Genomic DNA, 16,955 nt, shown 5'->3' on the forward strand with positions numbered 1-16,955 from the left:
TCGGCGGCATCCATGCACCGCTTCGCCGCGTCCTGTCGGCCCGGGACATGTAAGCGTCAGACAGTCCCCTGGTGACGAGGGTCTTCAGTTACTGCGCCGCTCCTCCGAATAGAGGCTCTCTTCTCGGGGGTGGGAATCGCGACGGAAGCTGCGTGTTGTGTGGTGCGCCCGTGTGCGCGGATGATCTCGGCGTAGCGGTGGCCGCTGTCCTTGATGGTGCGTGTCTGGGTCTCGTAGTCGACGTGGACGATGCCGAACCGCTGGGAGTAGCCGTAGGCCCATTCGAAGTTGTCCAGCAGGGACCAGGCGAAGTAGCCGTCGAGCGGGACGCCGCGGCGGGCAGCCCGCGCGCAGGCTGCCAGGTGGGACTCCAGGAAGGCGATGCGCTCGACGTCCTGGACGCTGCCGTCGGGCGCTGCACGGTCGGAGTAGGCGGAGCCGTTCTCGGTGACGAAGATCGATCGCGGTGCGTAGTCCTCGCTGATCCGGACGAGCAGGTGTTCCAGCCGGTCCGGGTGGACCTCCCAGTCCATTCCGGTACGGGGTGTGCCCGGCGGTGTGACGGGACGGGCGAACGGTGCGGGCCCCTGCGGATCGTCGACGGTGACTGACCGCTTGTAGTAGTTGACGCCGAGCCAGTCCAGCGGCGCGGCGATCGTCTCCAGGTCACCGGGTTTGGCGGGTGGTTCGGTCCCGTACACCTCGACCATGTCGGCCGGGTAACCGCGGCCGTGGATGGGATCGAGCCACCAGCGGTTGTTGTGCCCGTCGTCGCGGCGGGCGGCGGCGATGTCCTCGGGCCGGTCGCTCGCGGGCTCGGACTGCGTGAGGATGTTGACGATGCCGACCCGCGCTTGTGAGGCCGTGGACCGGAGGGCCTCGACGCCGAGCCCGTGGGCGAGCAGCAGGTGGTGTGAGGCGCGCACGGCGGCGGTCAGGTCGGTGCGGCCCGGCGCCATGACCCCCTGGAGGTGGCCGAGCCATGCGGAGCAGTACGGCTCGTTCAGCGTCGCCCAGTTGGTGACCCGGTCACCGAGCCTGTCGGCGACAACGGTGGCGTAGTCGGCGAATCGCAGGGCGGTGTCGCGGGCGGGCCAGCCGCCGCGGTCCTCGAGGGCCTGCGGCAGGTCCCAGTGGTAGAGGGTGGCATGAGGAGCAAGGCCCGCTTCCAGCAGTGCGTCGACCAGTTGGTCGTAGAAGGCCAGCCCTGCCGGGTTCACGCGGTTGTCCCCGTCCGGCATGACGCGGGGCCAGGCGATGGAGAATCGGTAGGCGTTGAGGCCGAGGGCCTTCATCAACGCCACGTCGTCGGGCCACCGGCGGTAGTGGTCGCAGGCGATGTCGCCGGTGTCCCCGCCGGCGATGGTGCCGGGCTGCTTGCAGAAGGTGTCCCAGACGGATGGTGCTCGGCCGTCCTCGGCGACCGCGCCTTCGATCTGGTAGGCGGAGGTGGCCGCTCCCCAGGCAAAGCCGGAGTGGAATGCGGTCAGGTCGTCAAGGGGCACAGCTTTCCTCGCTTCGTGGTGGGGAGACGTTCGGAGTGCCGATGGGACCGTGGATGGACCGGTCCGCTGCTCGGGCCCGGAGGGGAGCGCCCCGGGGATGAGGCCGGTCGCGGCTCTTGACGTCCGCGACCGGCCTGTGGGTGTGTCAGGCGGGGGGTGGCCTCTCAGCTGGTCTGCCACTTCTGGTTGTTGCCGCCCCAGCAGGACCAGAGCTGGACCTTGGAGGTAGCCCCGTCCCTGTCCAGGCAAAGACCGGACTGCACTCCCCGGATCGTGCCGTCGGAGTAGAACATCCACTTCTGGTTGGCCCCGCCGTTGCAGTCATAGGTGCCGACCACGATGGCGTCGTTGGTGCCTGCTCCGTAGGCGTCCAGGCACTTCGTGCTCGTACCGCCGTAGACGGTGATCTGCCCGGAGGACGTCCGGGTCCACTGCTGGTTGTCGCCGCCCCAGCACTGGGCCCAGACCTGGACCTGGACGTTGTTGTGGCTGAGGTCGGGGACGTCGAGGCAGCCGTCGCTGCCGACGTTGCGCAGGATGCTCATATGCGAGCCGGGGTCGCTGCCCCAGGCGTACTTCAGCAGGTCGATGCCGCTGATGTTGCGAACGCCCAGCGCCAGGTTGGTGCCGCTGCCCTTGAGGTCGAACAGGGAGTACCAGTCGTAGGTGGGCCGGTCGATGCGCTTACCGCCGAGGGCCGGCCAGTAGACCGCGCCCATGCCGAGGGAACGGGCGGTGTCGGTGTCGGCACGCAGGTACCGCACGAAGTTGTCGGTGCTCGTAGCGTCGTTGTAGTTGAGACCTGTGTCCATCGGCGCGCCGAACTCGTCCAGGATGGTACGCGTGCCGCAGGTGCCGACCTTGCTCTTGAAGTCGGTGACCCACTCGCTGTAGGTCTTCGCCGGCTTACCGAAGGCGTAGTGGTGGAGCGAGAGGTAGGTCCCGTCGAGGCGGGAGTCGGCGCACACGGTCGTGACGTAGTCGTTCGAGCCGGGTCCGCTCACGATGATCCGGTTCTTGGGGACCGAGGGGCGGTCGGTGATCCACTTGGCGGCGAGGTTCGCCCAGTCGGTGGCGCTGTAGCCGTTGGGCTCGTTCATCGGCTCGAAGTAGACCAGGCTGTTGGAGCCGTACTTACCGATGACCGCGTCCCACATCGAGTTGAAGGCGGCCATATCGGTGATCCTGCCGCTCTGGGCCGCATCGTCCTCCCAGTAGGAGAGGATGACCTTGAAGCCCTTGGCGGTTGCGGCGTCGATGGCGCCGGTGTACTTGTCGCCCCACGTCGTGCCGGGGACGGAGTGGGTGTTGATCGGCAGCCGGACGGTGTTGGCGCCGAGCGTGCTCTGGAATCCGCCGAGGATGGAGTTGGCCTTGGCTTTGACGGTGTCGTAGCTGTCGGAGCTGTCCAACCCCTCGGGGACGACGGCGCCGTGGACATAGTTGTCCCCCGGCACGGCCCAGTTCACGCCCTTGAACTTGCTGGCGTCCGTCGGGTTGGTTTCCGCCGCCGCCGGCGACGCGGTGGACAGCATGGTGATCGGCGCGGCGATCAGTGCGGCCGCGAGGCAGGCCAGCGCGCGGCGGAGGAAGTGGGTACGGGCGGGAGGCAGTACGGCGGAATGAGGACCTGGCCGGGTGCGTTGGGAGTTGGGCATGTCGTGTTCCTTTTCTGCATGCGGCTCTGTGCAGGCGGTCGTTGCCGCCTTGGGCGCCACGAAGCGATCTGCCGCGGTGGGCGGTTGTGATGCGGTGGTGTCGCCTGGGTGTGTTCCGGAGAAGGCACGGCGCGAGGTGGTGATGGGCGCCGGGCGGCCGGGGAACGTGGGGTCGGCTGAGTTGACGTGCTCGCTTTGGGCTGGCGGGCACGGCCTTTGTTGTGGAGAAGGGGCCACTGCGGGTGGGGCCCGCTACGGCGTTGTCACCGCCCGCTGAGTGTCCTTGCTCGGGGCGGCGGGCACGGGATGCTGTTGGCGGCTGCGCGGCCGACCGCGGTGATCGCGACCACCGGTGCCCGAATCCGCGCGGGCGGTGGCCTGGGCAGGATGCTGGGCGAGCGTCCGCGCATCCGGGTTGCTCCTTCGGGTACGGGCGGCTCAGGGCATGGGGGAGGGAGGCCGCGTGTGGCTTGGTGAGCCCGGGGTGGGACCCCGCCGGCCTGTCAGGTGGCCGGCGGGGCGATGGTGGGGGCGGGTCGCTGAGGTCGTCGTCAGCGGCGGCCGTTGGCGGCCGGTCGTGCGGCCTCGTGCCCTCAGGGTGGAGGTGCGAAGAAGTGCCGTTGGACGGTCCTGCTGTCCCGCCAACAGGCGGGCGGGACACGGGCCGGGGGCGTGTTACTTGACGGTGAAGCCTTGTTCCTGGCCGTACTTGCGGGAGGCGTCCTGCCAGGCTTTGAGGCCGTCCTGCAGGGTGGTGTCGCTGACGTAGGCCTTGCCGACGTTGTCGTTGAAGATGCTGTTGGCGTAGACCTGGAAGGGCAGGTACGACCATCCGATGAGGACGTCGTTGGCCGACTCGGCGAGCACCTCGTTGATCTTCTGGCCGCCGAAGTACGGGTCCTTCTTATTGAGGAAGTCCGGGGACTTCAGCTGCTTGGTGGTGGAGGGGAACGTCCCGGCGTCGACGCGGGTCTGCGCGCCCTCGTCGACGGTGGCGTACTTGAGGAAGGCGTAGGCGAGCTTCTTCTTGGTGCTGGCCTGCATGACGGCCAGCGAGCTGCCGCCGTTCTCGGCGGTGGCCTCCTGCCCGCTCTTCCACTGCGGCATGGGCGCCACACGCCACTTGCCGGCGCCGGCCTTGACGCCCGATGCGAGGGGCGCGGGCATCCATGCGCCGGTGACGAGGGAGGCGATCGTGCCGTCGCCGAGGCCCTTGTACCACGCATCGCTCCAGGGGGGGACCGGCGCGAGCAGCTTGTCGCTGATGAGCTGCTGCCAGGCGGTGGTGAACTTCTTGGTCCCGGCGTCGTCGAAGTTCACACCGACCTGGGTTCCGTTCACGGTGTACGGCCTTCCGCCGGCCTGCCAGATCATGCTGGTGGTGAAGCCGGCGTCGCCGGTGTCGGCGGTGAGATACGCCTTGGGGTCCGCCTTGTGCAGGTTCTTGGCCGCGGCGATGTACTCCTCCCAGGTGGCCGGCACCTTGATCTTGTACTTGTCGAAGACCTCCTTGTTGTAGAACAAGGCCATCGGGCCGGAGTCCATCGGCAGGGCGTAGATACCCTCGGTGCCGGCGTGGACGGCGCTCCACGGGCCGGCGGAGAAGGTGCCCTTGAGCTTGTCCGCACCCAGGGCGCTGAGGTCGGTGAGGGACTTGGCGAGCGAGAACTGCGACAGGGCGTAGTACTCGATCATGGCGACGTCGGGGACACCCGATCCGGCCTTGACCGCGTTCTGCAGCGCGGTGTACTGGTCGTTGTTGGTACCGGCATTGACCAGGTTGACCTTGACCTTGGGGTACTTGGCCTCGAAATCGCTGACGACCTTCTTCAGCGTCGGGTCCCAGGCCCAGACCGTGATCTCGCCCCCGGCGTTCAGGGCGGCCTGGATGTCGGCGTTGGACGCAGGCTTGGCGCTGCCCGAGTCCTCGGTGCCGGAGGAGCTGCAGGCAGTGGCGGTGAGTGCCACCGACAGGGCCGCGGCGCCCAGCAGCAGGGCGTGACGACGGGTTCTCGTCATGGGGTGTTCCCTTTCGTGCGGTGTGCCTGGGAGGGGTTGCAGTCGGCGGGCGCAGATCAGCCCTTGACGCTCCCGGCGGACAGGCCGGACTGCCAGTACCGCTGGAGCAGCAGGAACGCCACGATCAGCGGGACGATGGTGAGCAGTGATCCAGTGATCACGAGATTGAAGACCGCTTCGCCACCCACGGTGGAAGCCTGGGCGTTCCAGCTGTTCAGGCCGAGGGTCAGCGGGTACCAGTCGGGATCCTTCAGCATGATCAGCGGCAGGAAGTAGTTGTTCCAGGTCGCGACCACGTTGAAGAGAAGAACGGTGACGATTCCCGGCGCCAGCATCGGCAGGCTGATCCGGAAGAACGTGCGGAACTCGCCGGCGCCATCGACGCGCGCCGACTCCAGGATCTCTTTCGGGACGGCGTCGGTGGCGAAGGTCCACATCAGGTAGAGGCCGAACGGCGAGACCAGCGACGGGATGATGATCGCCCACGGGGTGTTGGTCAGCCCCATCTCGGAGAACATCAGGAAGGTGGGAACCGCCAGTGCGGTACCGGGCACCGCGACCGCTCCGATGACAGTCGCGAACACGGCCTTCTTGCCGGGGAAGTCGAACTTGGCCAGCCCGTATCCGGCGAGCGTCGCGAGGAACGTAGCGCCGCCCGCCCCGACCACCACATACAGCACGGTGTTGAGCAGCCAGCGGGTGAAGATCCCGTCGTTGTAGCTGAAGGTGTCGGCGATATTGCCGAACAGGGCGAAGTCGCCATCCAGCCACAGGCCGAAGGAGTCGAACAGCCCCTTCTGCGTCTTGGTCGCGTTGATCGCCAGCCACGCCAGCGGCAGCAACGTGTACACCAGCATGATCACCGTCAGGGCGGTCAGCGTGGCGCTGCGCCTCTTCCGGCGGGAGGCGCGCCGGGCGGGGCGGACCACCAGCGGGCCCGAAGAGGCACCCGCGTGCCGTGCCGTGCGCGGCTTGTGCCCGACGCGGGGAGTCGTGGTCGCCATGATCAGGATTCCTTCCGCAGGCCGCGCAGCTGGACGGCGTAGGCGATGATCATCGTGATCACACCCATGACGATGGCGACCGTGGCCGAGTAGTTGAACTTCTGTCCGGCAAACGACAGCGAGTAGGCGTAGAGGTTTGGCGTGAAGTAGGACGTGATCGCATTGGGCGCCAGGCTCTTGAGGACGCTCGGCTCGTTGAACAGCTGGAAACTGCCGATGATCGAGAAGATCGTCGCGATCGACAGAGCCCCGCGCAGCGCCGGGAGCTTGATCGCCCAGATGATCCGCAGCTGCCCGGCCCCGTCCATCTCCGCGGCCTCGTACAGCGCCGGATCGACCACCCTCAGCGCCGAGTAGAGGATCAGCATGTTGTAGCCCACGAACTGCCAGGTCACGATGTTGCCGATCGACGCGAGGACCAGATCGGGCGACAGCGGGTCGGGAAGCGAGATCCCGAACGCCTCATTGATGTTGCCGACCAGGCCGAACCGGGTTCCGTACATGAAGCCCCACATCAGCGTTGCGACGACGGCCGGCACCGCGTAAGGCAGGAACACCGAGATCCGGAAGAAGCCCGCCCCGTACAGGCGGCCGCTGTCGATCGCCAGGGCCAGCAGAAGCGCGAGGAGCAACATGATCGGGACCTGCACGGCCAGGAAGACCGCCACCCGCCCGAAGGCGGACCAGAACTGCGCGTCCCCCAGCACCTCGGTGTAGTTGTCGGCACCGACGAAGGCCGTTCCGCCGATCAGCCGGGTACGGAACAGGCTCAGGTAGATCGAGTAGCCGATCGGTGCGAGGAAGACCAGCGCAAACACCGCCACGAACGGCCCGACGAACCGCCAGCCGACCCATGACCGCCGTCTCGAGGCCGATGGCCTCCTGGCACCTAGAACCCCTGCCTGTGGTGCTGCGACCACCGCTTCACTCCTTGCTGCGCGAACGCTGACCACACTGCGTGGTCACGTGAACATCGAGTCCGGCTCAGCGGCACCGATCCGAACCTTGTTCACGTGACCATTCAGCCCGCAGACGGTTGGTCACGTGAACATGATGCGGTAGCGTGGCACCCGTCACAGTGGGAGGTCAAGGTTTCTCGCACGTTAAAACTTCCGCCCCAGCCTTCAGCGGACGGCGACGAGTGGACAGACAGGAGCGAAGGCTCGATGGACCTGAGTGAGCTGGGACAGCAGGATCCTGGTCCTGCGGTGGGCGCACAGCAAGTCGGTTCGGCCGTACCGGGCGGGCGCCAAAGGCAGCACGTCACGAGGGCCGACGTCGCCGCGCTTGCCGGCGTTTCACGTCAGACCGTGTCCAGGGTGGCCAACGGCCATCCCAGCGTGATCGGTTCGACCCGGGAGCGGGTGCAGGCTGCGATGCGGGAACTGGGCTACCGGCCCAACAGTGCCGCGCGCGCCCTCAGGTACGGGCAGTTCAAGACCATCGGCGTGATCCTCCACAGCCTCTCCGCCACCGGCCACAGCGACACCGTGCAAGCGATCGCGGCCCAGGCCGCGGCCGAGGGATACGCGATCACGGTGATCCCCGTCGATATTCCGACCCAGGACAGTGTGCTGGGCGCCTTCACCCGGATGGGCGAACTGGCCGTCGACGCAGTCATCGTCTTCATCGAGGTCCACCTGCTTGACGCGGGAACCGTGAAGCTGCCGCCCGGCGTGCGCGTGGTCGTCGTGGACTCCGACGCCGGAGACCGCTATCGCGTGGTCGATACCGACCAGGCCGGCGGCACCCGAGAGGCCATCAGCCACCTGCTGGAACTCGGACATGAGACCGTCTGGCACGTGACCGGTCCGGAGACGTCGTACGCAAGCCAGCGCCGAGCCCAGACATGGCAGACCGTGCTCGAGGAAGCCGGACGGCCTGTGCCACCGCCCCTGCACGGCGACTGGACCGCCGAATCGGGCTACGCGGCCGGCCTCGAACTCGCACAAGAGCCGGACTGCACCGCGGTGTTTGCCTCCAACGACCAGATGGCACTCGGTCTCCTGCACGCCTTCCAAGAACGAGGCAAGGCCGTCCCCGGCGACATCAGCGTGGTCGGCTTCGACGACCTCCCCGATGCCGCCCACTTCGCCCCGCCCCTGACCACCGTCCACCAGGACTTCGCCGAGGTGGGCCGGAAAAGTGCCCAGGAGGTCTTGCGGCAGATCCACGAACACGACGTCCCTCGATCCGGCACGGACATCGTTCCCACCCGCCTGGTGGTCAGAAGCAGCACGGCGCCGCCGCCCCTGAAGCGGTAAGGGTGGGTGGCTGTTGGCTTGCCGAACTTGAGGACGGCGTTTCAGCTGGTCAAACTTGAGGTCGGTGATTCCGTGGGAGCTGTGGCCTGTTGTGTTGTCGCTCGCCGGGAGGCCTCGAATGCCGTCGGGGTCGGGCTACTGGAAACAGTACGAGTTCGCCGCTCGCCGTCGAGTCGACGGGCTGCGTGAGGAGGCTGCCGTATCCAGGCCGAGCTGGCCGCGGCCGAGCTGGAATGGCAGGAGTGGGCGATCGCCCGCAGGCGGGTCAACACGGTGCTGGCTCCGGACGGCGGCAACACCGTCGGCGCGGGGGTCACCCCGGATCCGCGGGATGCGAACGCGCCCCCAAGCACCCAGGACCACCTAATCGGGACTCCCGTTCGACGCGCATCTCTCAAGATCAGAAAGACAACAGCTACTTAGCACTTGTGCCACAGCTGGCAGGCGCGCAGACGCCCGACCACTCGCCATCGGCAAGGATTGTTGATGCGGCGCCGCGCAGCATACCGACCAGGGTCGGTGTACTGACATGGAATATCTGCGGAGCCCTCAGTCGTGACGGCAGCCCCAGCTGTCCGGGAACCAGCCGAGGCAAGATCAAGGAACTGGTCAGCCGGGTCCGGAGCGACCGCTCGATCGCTGTCGTGATGATTCAGGAAGCCTGCAACAGCCTGCACTCGACGCCGCTTCAGGCCGCGCTGAATCGAGCCGGGGCCGGCGAGTGGGTGGTCCGCCACCGTACCGCCAAAGCTCCGGGAACGGATAACCCCGTCCGATGCCCAAGGACAGGCAAGCTGGACGCAGGCGTAGCCGTCGCGATGAAGAAGCTCCCGGGCAACGACATCGTCTACGACGACCAGGGCAAACCGGGGTGGGACATGACCTTCACCAGCACCTCGGAACCCAGGGGAAAGCACACGCAGGGCGCTGCATGCCTCGAGGACCGCGGCAACAAACTGCTCGTTTGCACCAGTCATTTCGCCAACGCCAAAGCCGACCCGACCAAGCAGATGCGCAGGGCCTCCGCGCGGGACTTCCGAAACCAAGCTCGGAACTGGCAGAACGGCGGCTACCGCACCATCATCGGCGGCGACCTCAACCTGAAGCCCACCGACAGTGCAATTCGGCTCCTGGGCAGTGGCAACTTCGAGGCCGACTGGGATGAGAAGTGCACCACCACGGGTCCCTGGTACCTCAAGGGATGCCGCAATGTGGCCGGCGACAAGCTCGACTACATCTTCTTCAGCGACCGCGGCTGGGACCTGGTGCAAGGTCGACCCATCTACGTCGGGTCGAGGAGCTATGACGTCGGCCGTCTCAGCGATCACTGGATGCTGCGGGGCGTCGTGCGTCCGAGCGCCTGACCTCCGCGCTGCCTGTCAAGGGCAGGGAGGCAGGCCGTCAACGGCCGGTCTGCATCAGCCGACCACCGAACCCCCGAAGCGGTAATCGGTCGCGCCCTGCCCGCTCCGTACGGTGGTCGCAGCCGGGCCGTCGCCCGCCGGCCCGCGGCCGCCCGACCCTTGCAGGGCGCTTGGAGCCGCGTGCCGGGCGGGATGAGGCGTCGAAGACGCTGCCTGACCCCGCCGAGGGATCAGGCAGCGTAGACGGGCCAGGACGGCGTCCCTTTTGGACCGTCCGAGCAAGTCGATGACTGCGACTGAGCGTCCTACTTGGTCACATTCGCCTTGGTCAAGGGCCGGGGAAGCAGCTCCTCCAGAGCCGCGCGGGTCTCGGCTATGGCTTCCTTCCAGGCGGCGCTGCGCAGGGTAGCCATGTCCCATGAGGCCACGGGGTCCGCGCCGCCCACGCAGTAGCCGTAGACCGAAGAGGAGATGTCCTCGGTGAGGAGGTGGTCGTAATGGAACGACCCCTCGAAGCCGGCCCAGGCCGCGGCCCGGCCATCCGCGGACAGGCGGCGCAGGACCTGGCACGTGTAGGTGTGCAGATCAAGTGAGATGTCGCGAAAAGTGAGGTCGTACGACATGAGGCCGAGCGGCGCGATCTCTTCCGGTTGCCCCTCCAGCATGAACGGGCGCACCTCGTCGGGCACGAGTCCGGCGAGGTTGAAAGCCTCCGGCGGCAGCGGTTCGTTGCCTGCGCCGATCACGAACACGGTTATCTGGGCGGGGCCCGCGAAACACAGCCCTTCTTGTACCTCGTTCACGGGATCCCTACCTGCGGTTCAAGGCCATGGCTTCCTCATCCTCGCAGAGCTACCACACAGGCGAGCTGTCAGTAGGCCGAGTATGAACCGTAGGTTCCATGTACTCGGCGAAGCGGGAGAACCTTGTCGCTGAAAGACGCACAGTTTATGACCTCCATCGCTACACTGCCCGCCAACTGAGGCGCTCACCTCCGCCAACTCAAGCGCATCCACTCGGTCGGCCTGCTCGCCGCGGTCAGTCCGCCAACGGTGCAGCGGCTGCTCGGCGGCCGGCTCGGCCGCACCGCCGTCGACCGCGCGCGGCATCGACCCCCCTCTGGCCGTCCCCCGCGCCCTGCCCGCCTCCGCGACCGTGCGGCACATCCTCGAGCGGCACGTCCTGGACAGCGCCGACGTCCGCGGCGCCCTGCTCCGCCTCGTCGTCGACCTCGGGCTGCTGCCGCGCCACCGCGGCCAGGCCGTCCGCGCCCTCAGCCTCCAGCTCGCCTTCGCCTGTGGTGGCCAGTGGGAGAAGACCCGCCGTCTGCCCGAGCCGTCCGGGCATGACGACGACCTGCGCCCCCCGCGTGCCAGTTGATGGACGCCGCCGGCCTTCAGCGCGGCCGTCTGACCCGGATCAGGCTGAAGAGCGAGGACGTCATCGACACCGAAGGCTGCCCGGCAGATCAGCCCCGATACCGGCCGTGAGGCGCGCATGGTCGCGGAGAAGGCGGTCGACCGCGTTCCGTGACAAGTACGGCCCGGGCGTCATCGGCCCCGCCACCGTCTGCCGCCGCGCCTCATAGGCCCCGGAGGGACGTGAAAGTTCAAGCGCCCGCCGGCGGTGGGGGCGTCGATCTGACGGTCGAGCTTTCTGGCAGCCGGTGGACACCCGCGCGCGACCGATGCGGGTTTCGGTCAGGCCTGGGGGTGCGGCGACCAGGAGGTCGAAGGCGTCGGCTTCAAGTGGCGTGCTCACGCCCGGAACCCTGGCAGGCAACGGTGATCTCGGGTTGTTGAACCATCAAGGTTCTTGAGGGAGTGTGAAGGTCTGAGGGCCTTCCGGCTACCCGTGCGGCGATCTTCGATGAACGAGGGTCCATTGAAGGCTGTCAGGGACGAATCATGCTTGAGGTCTCACTCCCCAGGCGGCTCAGTGCTTGCATGGCCTCGCGCTCTATACGTGAGAGATCGCCAAGGGCCGAGCCGGCCTGGACGAGGCACTGCGCATCGCCCGATTCACCAGCCTTCTTGATCAGTGCTGCTACGTCCGTCCACATGGTGGCTGCCTCGGCGTACAGCGTGCGGCCGGTACGCAGGTGGCTACTGTCGAGCAGTTCCGTACATTCGGCGAGGAAGTCGCGGTAGAGGTTGCGGAACAGGGCGCCGCCGGTGCCGGCCTTCTCCATCAAAAGGGCGGCCTGTGGCAGGTCTCGCTGTGGGTTGTCGGTGCGCTGGAGCCATGTGCGCACCAGCTTGCCGGCCTTTTCGATGCCGCGGTGGCCGAGGTTGGCGATGGGCGGGTTGAGGAAGGCGTCTGCGCAGGCGGTGATGGCGGGGACGATCTGCCCGTGAGGGGCGGGCAGGTTTGTCGGAGCGGCGAGGGCGAAGGACCGGTGCCTGGCGGTCATCGGGCCACGTGCTGCCCTGGCCCGGGCGAGGCTGGTCAGGCTGGTTGAGACCGCTCCTCCTTGCTGGTCGGTGTCCACCAGGAAGGCGTTGCTGTCGTCGTAGCCGTACATGGCGACGACGTGGCCGCCGAAGTGGACCTTCGAACCGAAATAGTCCAGGTAGTAGCTGTCGAGCTGGAGTCCGACGGGGTGGCCGGCGCGAATCGAGGCCGCCACGTTGCCCCATGCCTTGCGCGGGGAGGCAGTCTCCTGGATCAGGAGCTCCAGCCCGAGCCTGGTGGCCAGGTTTCTGGTGAGGTCGAAAGGCTTGACCCGCCCCCCGAGGAAGGGAAAGCCCATGTTCTTGCCGTCCCAGTAGATGAAGGACAGACCGGAGCCGAGACCGAACAGCATGGGCTCGGACAGATCAAGTCCTCGGTGCCGCAGCAGCACCCCCAGGGCTGTCGTCTCGCAGTGCTGCGCACCGCGTGCATCGATGCCTACTACCGTGGTCATGCCGTGCTCTCCTGGACGGGGATGATCAGTCGGGTCATCAGTTCTTCTTGCGGTGCGTCTGCCGGTCCGACGAGATACGCCTCGCGTACGGGTGCCTGCGGGCGCAGTCCGCGCTCGTGGATGGCGGCGAAGAGCGCGTTGTAAGCCAACGGCAGTTGCGAGTAGGGCCCGATGTGCATGGTCTCGGCAACGAATCCGCCGGGCAGCACCTCGAATTCCAGGCCGGGCATGCCTTCCCCACGCGGGGTCTGCGCTCCGACGGTGATCTCCATCCGCTCTTCCAGGTCCAGCGGATACAGCCCCCACAGCGGTGGCTTCCATGCGATACCCGTCCTGCCGAGTACGGGCAGCAGCCGGCCTACGCACTCCCCGACCCTGTCCCCGATCTCCGCGGGGGTGCAGACCGCTCGTACCACTGCCAGCTGTTGCTCCGGCTCCCTGCCCAGTGTCACCTCATAGCCGGGCAGACCTCCCTCTGCCAGCCGCTCCAGCATCTCCAGCCGGGCCTGGTCCCTGCTGATCCGCTCGGCCAGCCGGTCACGCTCAGCGCGCAGGATGCCTGCCCTGCGCTCAGGCCCAGCAGCCAGCGCCTGGGCGATTACGGCCAGGGGAAGGTTCATCTCGCGCAGCAGGGCGATGGTCAGGGCATCACGCGCCTGTTCGGGTGCGTAGTAGCGGTAGCCGGAGCCGGCGTCCACACGGGCCGGCGCCAACAGACCGGACTCGTCGTAGTGCCGCAGCTGCTTCACACTGAGGCGACACAGGCGGGCGAAGCGCCCGATGGTGAGAAGTTCGTCTTGCACGCCACAATGGTGGACTCTCCCACGGTGGGAGAGTCCAGCGCTGAGTCGATGAGCTGACTCGAGGACGCCCGACTCGTGGCCGTCGTTTCGAGTAGTCGGTCACAGCCTCCGGCAGGGCACCGTAGGGTCCATGTGGGTGCGGTCGGCTGCGGCGGTGGTGCCGTTGCCCCACGCGCGGGACAGGTCGAGCTCGGCGTGCAGGTCCACGACGTCCCCGATCGCCTCGTTGAGCTTCACGGTGGTCATGTGCCGGCGGGCCGCACAGCTCGTGGCCGGAGACGCCGGCGATGTGGCGGGACGCCTCGGCGAAGGTCATGTTCGTGCCCTTCACGAACGTCGTGATCACGTACCGGCCGAGCGGGTCCTCGAGCTTCGGGTCGTTGCCGGACGCCGGCCCGAAGCGGTGCCGCACTCGATCCGGTACGCGGTGCGGGCCAGGAGGCTTGGCGGCTGGCTCTGCCGCTTCCGCACCTGACCCGGGCAAGCCGCGGCGGCCGACCAGGCGGGCAAGCCCAAGACGGCCTGTCCAAGCCCGCATTGCCGGTGGTGGCTGGAAGGCGGATCGTCATGGACGGCGGGCGAGCAGCTGCTGCGCGCACCGGCTGCAAGGCGTGGAGACCGCGCACGTTCCGCTGGGGGGGGGAGCCCGTACCCTGCCGGTGAGGGCACGGGCTGTCCCCGTGCGCGATCGTGACGTGCGCGCCGGCGGTGAGGGACCCGTCAGGTCCTGACGCCCTCGCGCTCTTCGATCGCCTGCGGCATCGCGTGGCGCACGACCGAGACGAGGACCTTCGTGACGGACACGCGCTGCCGCGCGTCGCACAGCAGGACCGGCACCTCAGGGCCGACGCCGAGGGCCTGGCGGACGTCCTCGGCGGGGTAGTGGGCCGCTCCGTCGAAGCAGTTGACGCCGATCACGAAGGGGATGGAACGCTGCTCGACGTAGTCGACGGCGGCGAAACAGTGCTCCAGGCGACGGGTGTCGGCGAGCACGATCGCGCCCAGGGCACCTGCGGCGAGGTCGTCCCACACCGACTGGAAGCGATCCTGCCCGGGCGTGCCGAAGAGATACAGCACGAGGTCTTCCTGGAGCGTGATGCGCCCGAAGTCCATTGCCACCGTGGTGGTGCGCTTCCCATCCGCATCACTTGTATCGCCTGTCGTGAGGCCCGTCTTGTTGAGCACCTCTTCGGTGGACAACGGCTCGATCTCGCTGACTGAGCCGACGAAGGTGGTCTTGCCCACGCCGAAACCGCCGGCCACCAAGATTTTGAGCACAGCGGGCTGGACCAGGGATGGGTCACCGTCTGAGCGTCGGTCGGAAACAGGTGTTTCGGTGGCCGCGTTGTGCGGCGCCTCCGGCCAGTCGGTCCGACGGTCGTGGGCTTCCTCGGCCTGCAGCACGGTCTGGGCCTCAGGTTCTGGCGGGCTGGGACGCTGCGCCACCTGGCGGATGCGTTGCTTGATCTGTTCGAGACCGGCGTGGGAGTCGAAGACGGCGCCCAGGGCTTGCCCCACGGCAGCTTCGGTGTCCTGCAGGGCACGGTCGAGAGTGTTGTCCTGCGGCGTGGTGGCGTCGTCAGTCATGGTTCGCCTCCCCGATCGCGGACTTCAACCGAGCCCGGGCCTGGTGAATGAGGTTTCGTACGGTGCTGGGGGACACCCCCATGTCGGCGGCCGCCTCGGCGGTCGAGCAATCGGCGATGTGAACCAGAACCAGCGCTTGGCGCTGTCGTTCGCTGAGGTGCCCAATCGCCTCCAAGATGCCTTGGTAAGTCTCTTTGAGTACCACGTGGTCCTCCAGCAGGACCTGGTTGTCCACAGGGTCGGTGTCTTGTAGCGGCACGTGGCGGGCATGGCGACGGCGATGGAACACCACATGCCGGACGGCCGTTTTCACCAACCAGCCGGCCCAGTTGTCGATGTCGGTCCGCTGGAGGTGCTGCCACGCTTGGATGAAAGCGTGCTGGGCAGCGTCCCAGGCGTCCGCGGTGCAACCTGCGGCAGCGAGCGTGGCCTTGCGCAGCACTTCCTCGTGAAAGGAGGCATACAGATCCTCGATCTGCCTCTCCCGTGCTGCCCCCTCCGACCTCGGCAGCGGTTCATCACAGGCTGGGCTCATCGTGGCTCCCAGCCGTTGAGGGAAGGGTGATCTCCCACTCCGTTGTCGCCCCGCCCAGGCCGTCGACCGCTTTGAAACGCACCCGCGTTCCGTGATGCGCCTGCCTGAGCACAGCTGTCACAGCGGTCCAACGAGCCCGCTCCCGTAACCAGTATGCGATTGCGCCCAACACGGTGCCCAGCACGGGCAACCCCGTGAAGACCACAAGCCACGTGTGCTCACCCATCCCGTCCGCCGTTCTCCCTACCGGTACTCCGCACACCCGATAGAGGATCGGGAGACCGTCACCGTCTAGGTTCTTTTCCTTTGGTCGGCGCTGTGCCCGGATGAGGACGGGGACGAGGTGAAGTGCGGCCCGGCAGGCGATCGCGGGCTTGTCGGTTCGCGTGGTCAGGCGGCGCCACCGACCGAAGGTGGAAGACGCATCGTTCGACGATGTTTGCCGCTGCTTGTAGGCGCCCGGACGATGCCGGGCGGGGTGACCTCCTCGGCAAGCACCGCCGCAGACGGTGGCCGGTCTGGTCGGATGGCAGCGGGATGACCGCGTGAGGCAGCACAGGGCGACCAGACCTGATGCTGCGGTGTTGGCGAGCTGTGCGCCGTCCATCGGAGCAACCCCGCTGACGCGGAGGGGACACCCTGGCCACAAAACGGGCATCGGTCGTCAATAACAAGAAGGAAGCCTGTCCGGCTCTGCCCCGCCTGCGAACAAAATGCCGATCCACGCCGTCCCCACGACGACGACGCCTGCTACCTCTGCAACGAGCCCGTCAGCGACGACCAACGCCGACGCCGCGCCCAGGTTGAAGTCTGCTCCTCGGAATCAGAACTGGCAGACTGCAAGACGTCATCGCCCGCACTGCCAGCGATCTGCAAACCGCCCCCGAACGCCGCACTCACCTGGAACAGCAGCAAGCCGAACTGGCCAAGCGCATCAACAACGAACGAGCTGCCCAACTGGCCTCCTTCACGACCGCACTGGAAGACCTCGCCGGGAACATCGCGCAGATGGAACAGGAGATGACCGCCTTCCCGGCTATCGAAGAGATCCTGCAACGCCGCATCGAGGCCACCCAGACCGTCGCATCAGCCCAGCAGGCCCTGAACGACATCACCGAGGCCCAGCCCCCGCACCAAGCCGTCGGCCTCTCCCCGGCCGACCGTTGCGCCCTCTTCGCAGACCGCATGAACTCCTTCCTGTAAACCTACCGAGGACACGGCTGGGTCAAGGAAAGCATCACCATCAGCGACAGCGAGCTCACCTTCTACGTCGGCACCCGCCCGCTCCAGGTAACCGGCAACCCCCAC

15 protein-coding genes and 1 pseudogene are annotated in these 16,955 nt (G+C 67.3%); 4 read left to right on the forward strand and 12 right to left on the reverse strand.

Annotation, left to right across the window (positions count from 1 at the left end):
- Positions 1 to 56: 56 nt before the first annotated feature.
- From ACZ7DL_RS36415 to ACZ7DL_RS36435, 5 genes are all read right to left on the reverse strand, one after another.
- Positions 57 to 1,505 carry a GH1 family beta-glucosidase gene (locus ACZ7DL_RS36415; protein ID WP_470780989.1) on the reverse strand — a complete coding sequence of 483 codons (1,449 nt, stop codon included), beginning with the start codon at positions 1,503 to 1,505 and terminating at the stop codon, positions 57 to 59.
- Positions 1,506 to 1,669: 164 nt separating this feature from the next.
- Positions 1,670 to 3,163: a ricin-type beta-trefoil lectin domain protein gene (locus ACZ7DL_RS36420; RefSeq protein ID WP_470780991.1), complete on the reverse strand. Its 1,494-nt coding sequence runs from the start codon at positions 3,161 to 3,163 to the stop codon at positions 1,670 to 1,672.
- 675 nt (positions 3,164 to 3,838) lie between these two features.
- On the reverse strand, positions 3,839 to 5,182 hold the full coding sequence (locus tag ACZ7DL_RS36425) for an ABC transporter substrate-binding protein (protein WP_470780993.1): 1,344 nt from the start codon (positions 5,180 to 5,182) through the stop codon (positions 3,839 to 3,841).
- A gap of 56 nt (positions 5,183 to 5,238) precedes the next feature.
- On the reverse strand, positions 5,239 to 6,186 hold the full coding sequence (locus ACZ7DL_RS36430; protein ID WP_030147258.1) for a carbohydrate ABC transporter permease: 948 nt from the start codon (positions 6,184 to 6,186) through the stop codon (positions 5,239 to 5,241).
- A 2-nt stretch (positions 6,187 to 6,188) separates the two neighbouring features.
- Positions 6,189 to 7,106 carry a carbohydrate ABC transporter permease gene (locus ACZ7DL_RS36435; protein ID WP_385790943.1) on the reverse strand — a complete coding sequence of 306 codons (918 nt, stop codon included), beginning with the start codon at positions 7,104 to 7,106 and terminating at the stop codon, positions 6,189 to 6,191.
- A gap of 246 nt (positions 7,107 to 7,352) precedes the next feature.
- Here ACZ7DL_RS36435 and ACZ7DL_RS36440 point away from each other — a divergent pair, with 246 nt between their 5' ends.
- Positions 7,353 to 8,450 (forward strand): LacI family DNA-binding transcriptional regulator, encoded by a 1,098-nt coding sequence (locus tag ACZ7DL_RS36440; RefSeq protein ID WP_470780995.1) that lies wholly within the window; start codon positions 7,353 to 7,355, stop codon positions 8,448 to 8,450.
- A gap of 428 nt (positions 8,451 to 8,878) precedes the next feature.
- Positions 8,879 to 9,814 (forward strand): endonuclease/exonuclease/phosphatase family protein, encoded by a 936-nt coding sequence (locus ACZ7DL_RS36445; RefSeq protein ID WP_470780997.1) that lies wholly within the window; start codon positions 8,879 to 8,881, stop codon positions 9,812 to 9,814.
- A 305-nt stretch (positions 9,815 to 10,119) separates the two neighbouring features.
- On the opposite strand, the gene ACZ7DL_RS36450 is transcribed toward ACZ7DL_RS36445, so the two are convergent.
- Positions 10,120 to 10,617, reverse strand: coding sequence for a hypothetical protein (locus tag ACZ7DL_RS36450; RefSeq protein ID WP_470780999.1), 498 nt, complete (start codon positions 10,615 to 10,617; stop codon positions 10,120 to 10,122).
- Between the two features lie 352 nt (positions 10,618 to 10,969).
- On the opposite strand from ACZ7DL_RS36450, the gene ACZ7DL_RS36455 reads away from it, so the two are divergent.
- Positions 10,970 to 11,194 (forward strand): hypothetical protein, encoded by a 225-nt coding sequence (locus tag ACZ7DL_RS36455; RefSeq protein WP_470781001.1) that lies wholly within the window; start codon positions 10,970 to 10,972, stop codon positions 11,192 to 11,194.
- A gap of 514 nt (positions 11,195 to 11,708) precedes the next feature.
- Here the strand turns inward: ACZ7DL_RS36455 and ACZ7DL_RS36460 are convergent.
- From ACZ7DL_RS36460 to ACZ7DL_RS36485, 6 genes and pseudogenes are all read right to left on the reverse strand, one after another.
- Positions 11,709 to 12,722, reverse strand: a complete 1,014-nt coding sequence (locus ACZ7DL_RS36460; protein WP_470781003.1) for a BtrH N-terminal domain-containing protein — start codon at positions 12,720 to 12,722, stop codon at positions 11,709 to 11,711.
- Positions 12,719 to 13,525 carry a MerR family transcriptional regulator gene (locus tag ACZ7DL_RS36465; RefSeq protein ID WP_470781005.1) on the reverse strand — a complete coding sequence of 269 codons (807 nt, stop codon included), beginning with the start codon at positions 13,523 to 13,525 and terminating at the stop codon, positions 12,719 to 12,721. Before ACZ7DL_RS36465 ends, ACZ7DL_RS36460 begins: the two co-directional genes overlap by 4 nt.
- Before the next feature lie 99 nt (positions 13,526 to 13,624).
- A pseudogene (locus ACZ7DL_RS36470) lies at positions 13,625 to 13,774 on the reverse strand (Tn3 family transposase); the annotation flags it as partial.
- A gap of 471 nt (positions 13,775 to 14,245) precedes the next feature.
- Positions 14,246 to 14,818: a GTP-binding protein gene (locus ACZ7DL_RS36475; protein WP_470781052.1), complete on the reverse strand. Its 573-nt coding sequence runs from the start codon at positions 14,816 to 14,818 to the stop codon at positions 14,246 to 14,248.
- A gap of 286 nt (positions 14,819 to 15,104) precedes the next feature.
- A complete protein-coding gene (locus ACZ7DL_RS36480) occupies positions 15,105 to 15,647 on the reverse strand; it encodes an RNA polymerase sigma factor (protein ID WP_470781007.1) in 543 nt (180 codons plus the stop codon).
- A 750-nt stretch (positions 15,648 to 16,397) separates the two neighbouring features.
- The gene (locus ACZ7DL_RS36485; protein WP_470781009.1) at positions 16,398 to 16,604 is read right to left on the reverse strand and encodes a hypothetical protein; all 207 of its coding nucleotides are present in this window, start codon (positions 16,602 to 16,604) and stop codon (positions 16,398 to 16,400) included.
- Between the two features lie 51 nt (positions 16,605 to 16,655).
- Between ACZ7DL_RS36485 and ACZ7DL_RS36490 the strand changes: the two genes are divergently transcribed.
- On the forward strand, positions 16,656 to 16,850 hold the full coding sequence (locus tag ACZ7DL_RS36490; RefSeq protein WP_470781011.1) for a hypothetical protein: 195 nt from the start codon (positions 16,656 to 16,658) through the stop codon (positions 16,848 to 16,850).
- Positions 16,851 to 16,955: the final 105 nt, after the last annotated feature.

This window comes from Streptomyces sp. NPDC036984 (assembly GCF_055607665.1).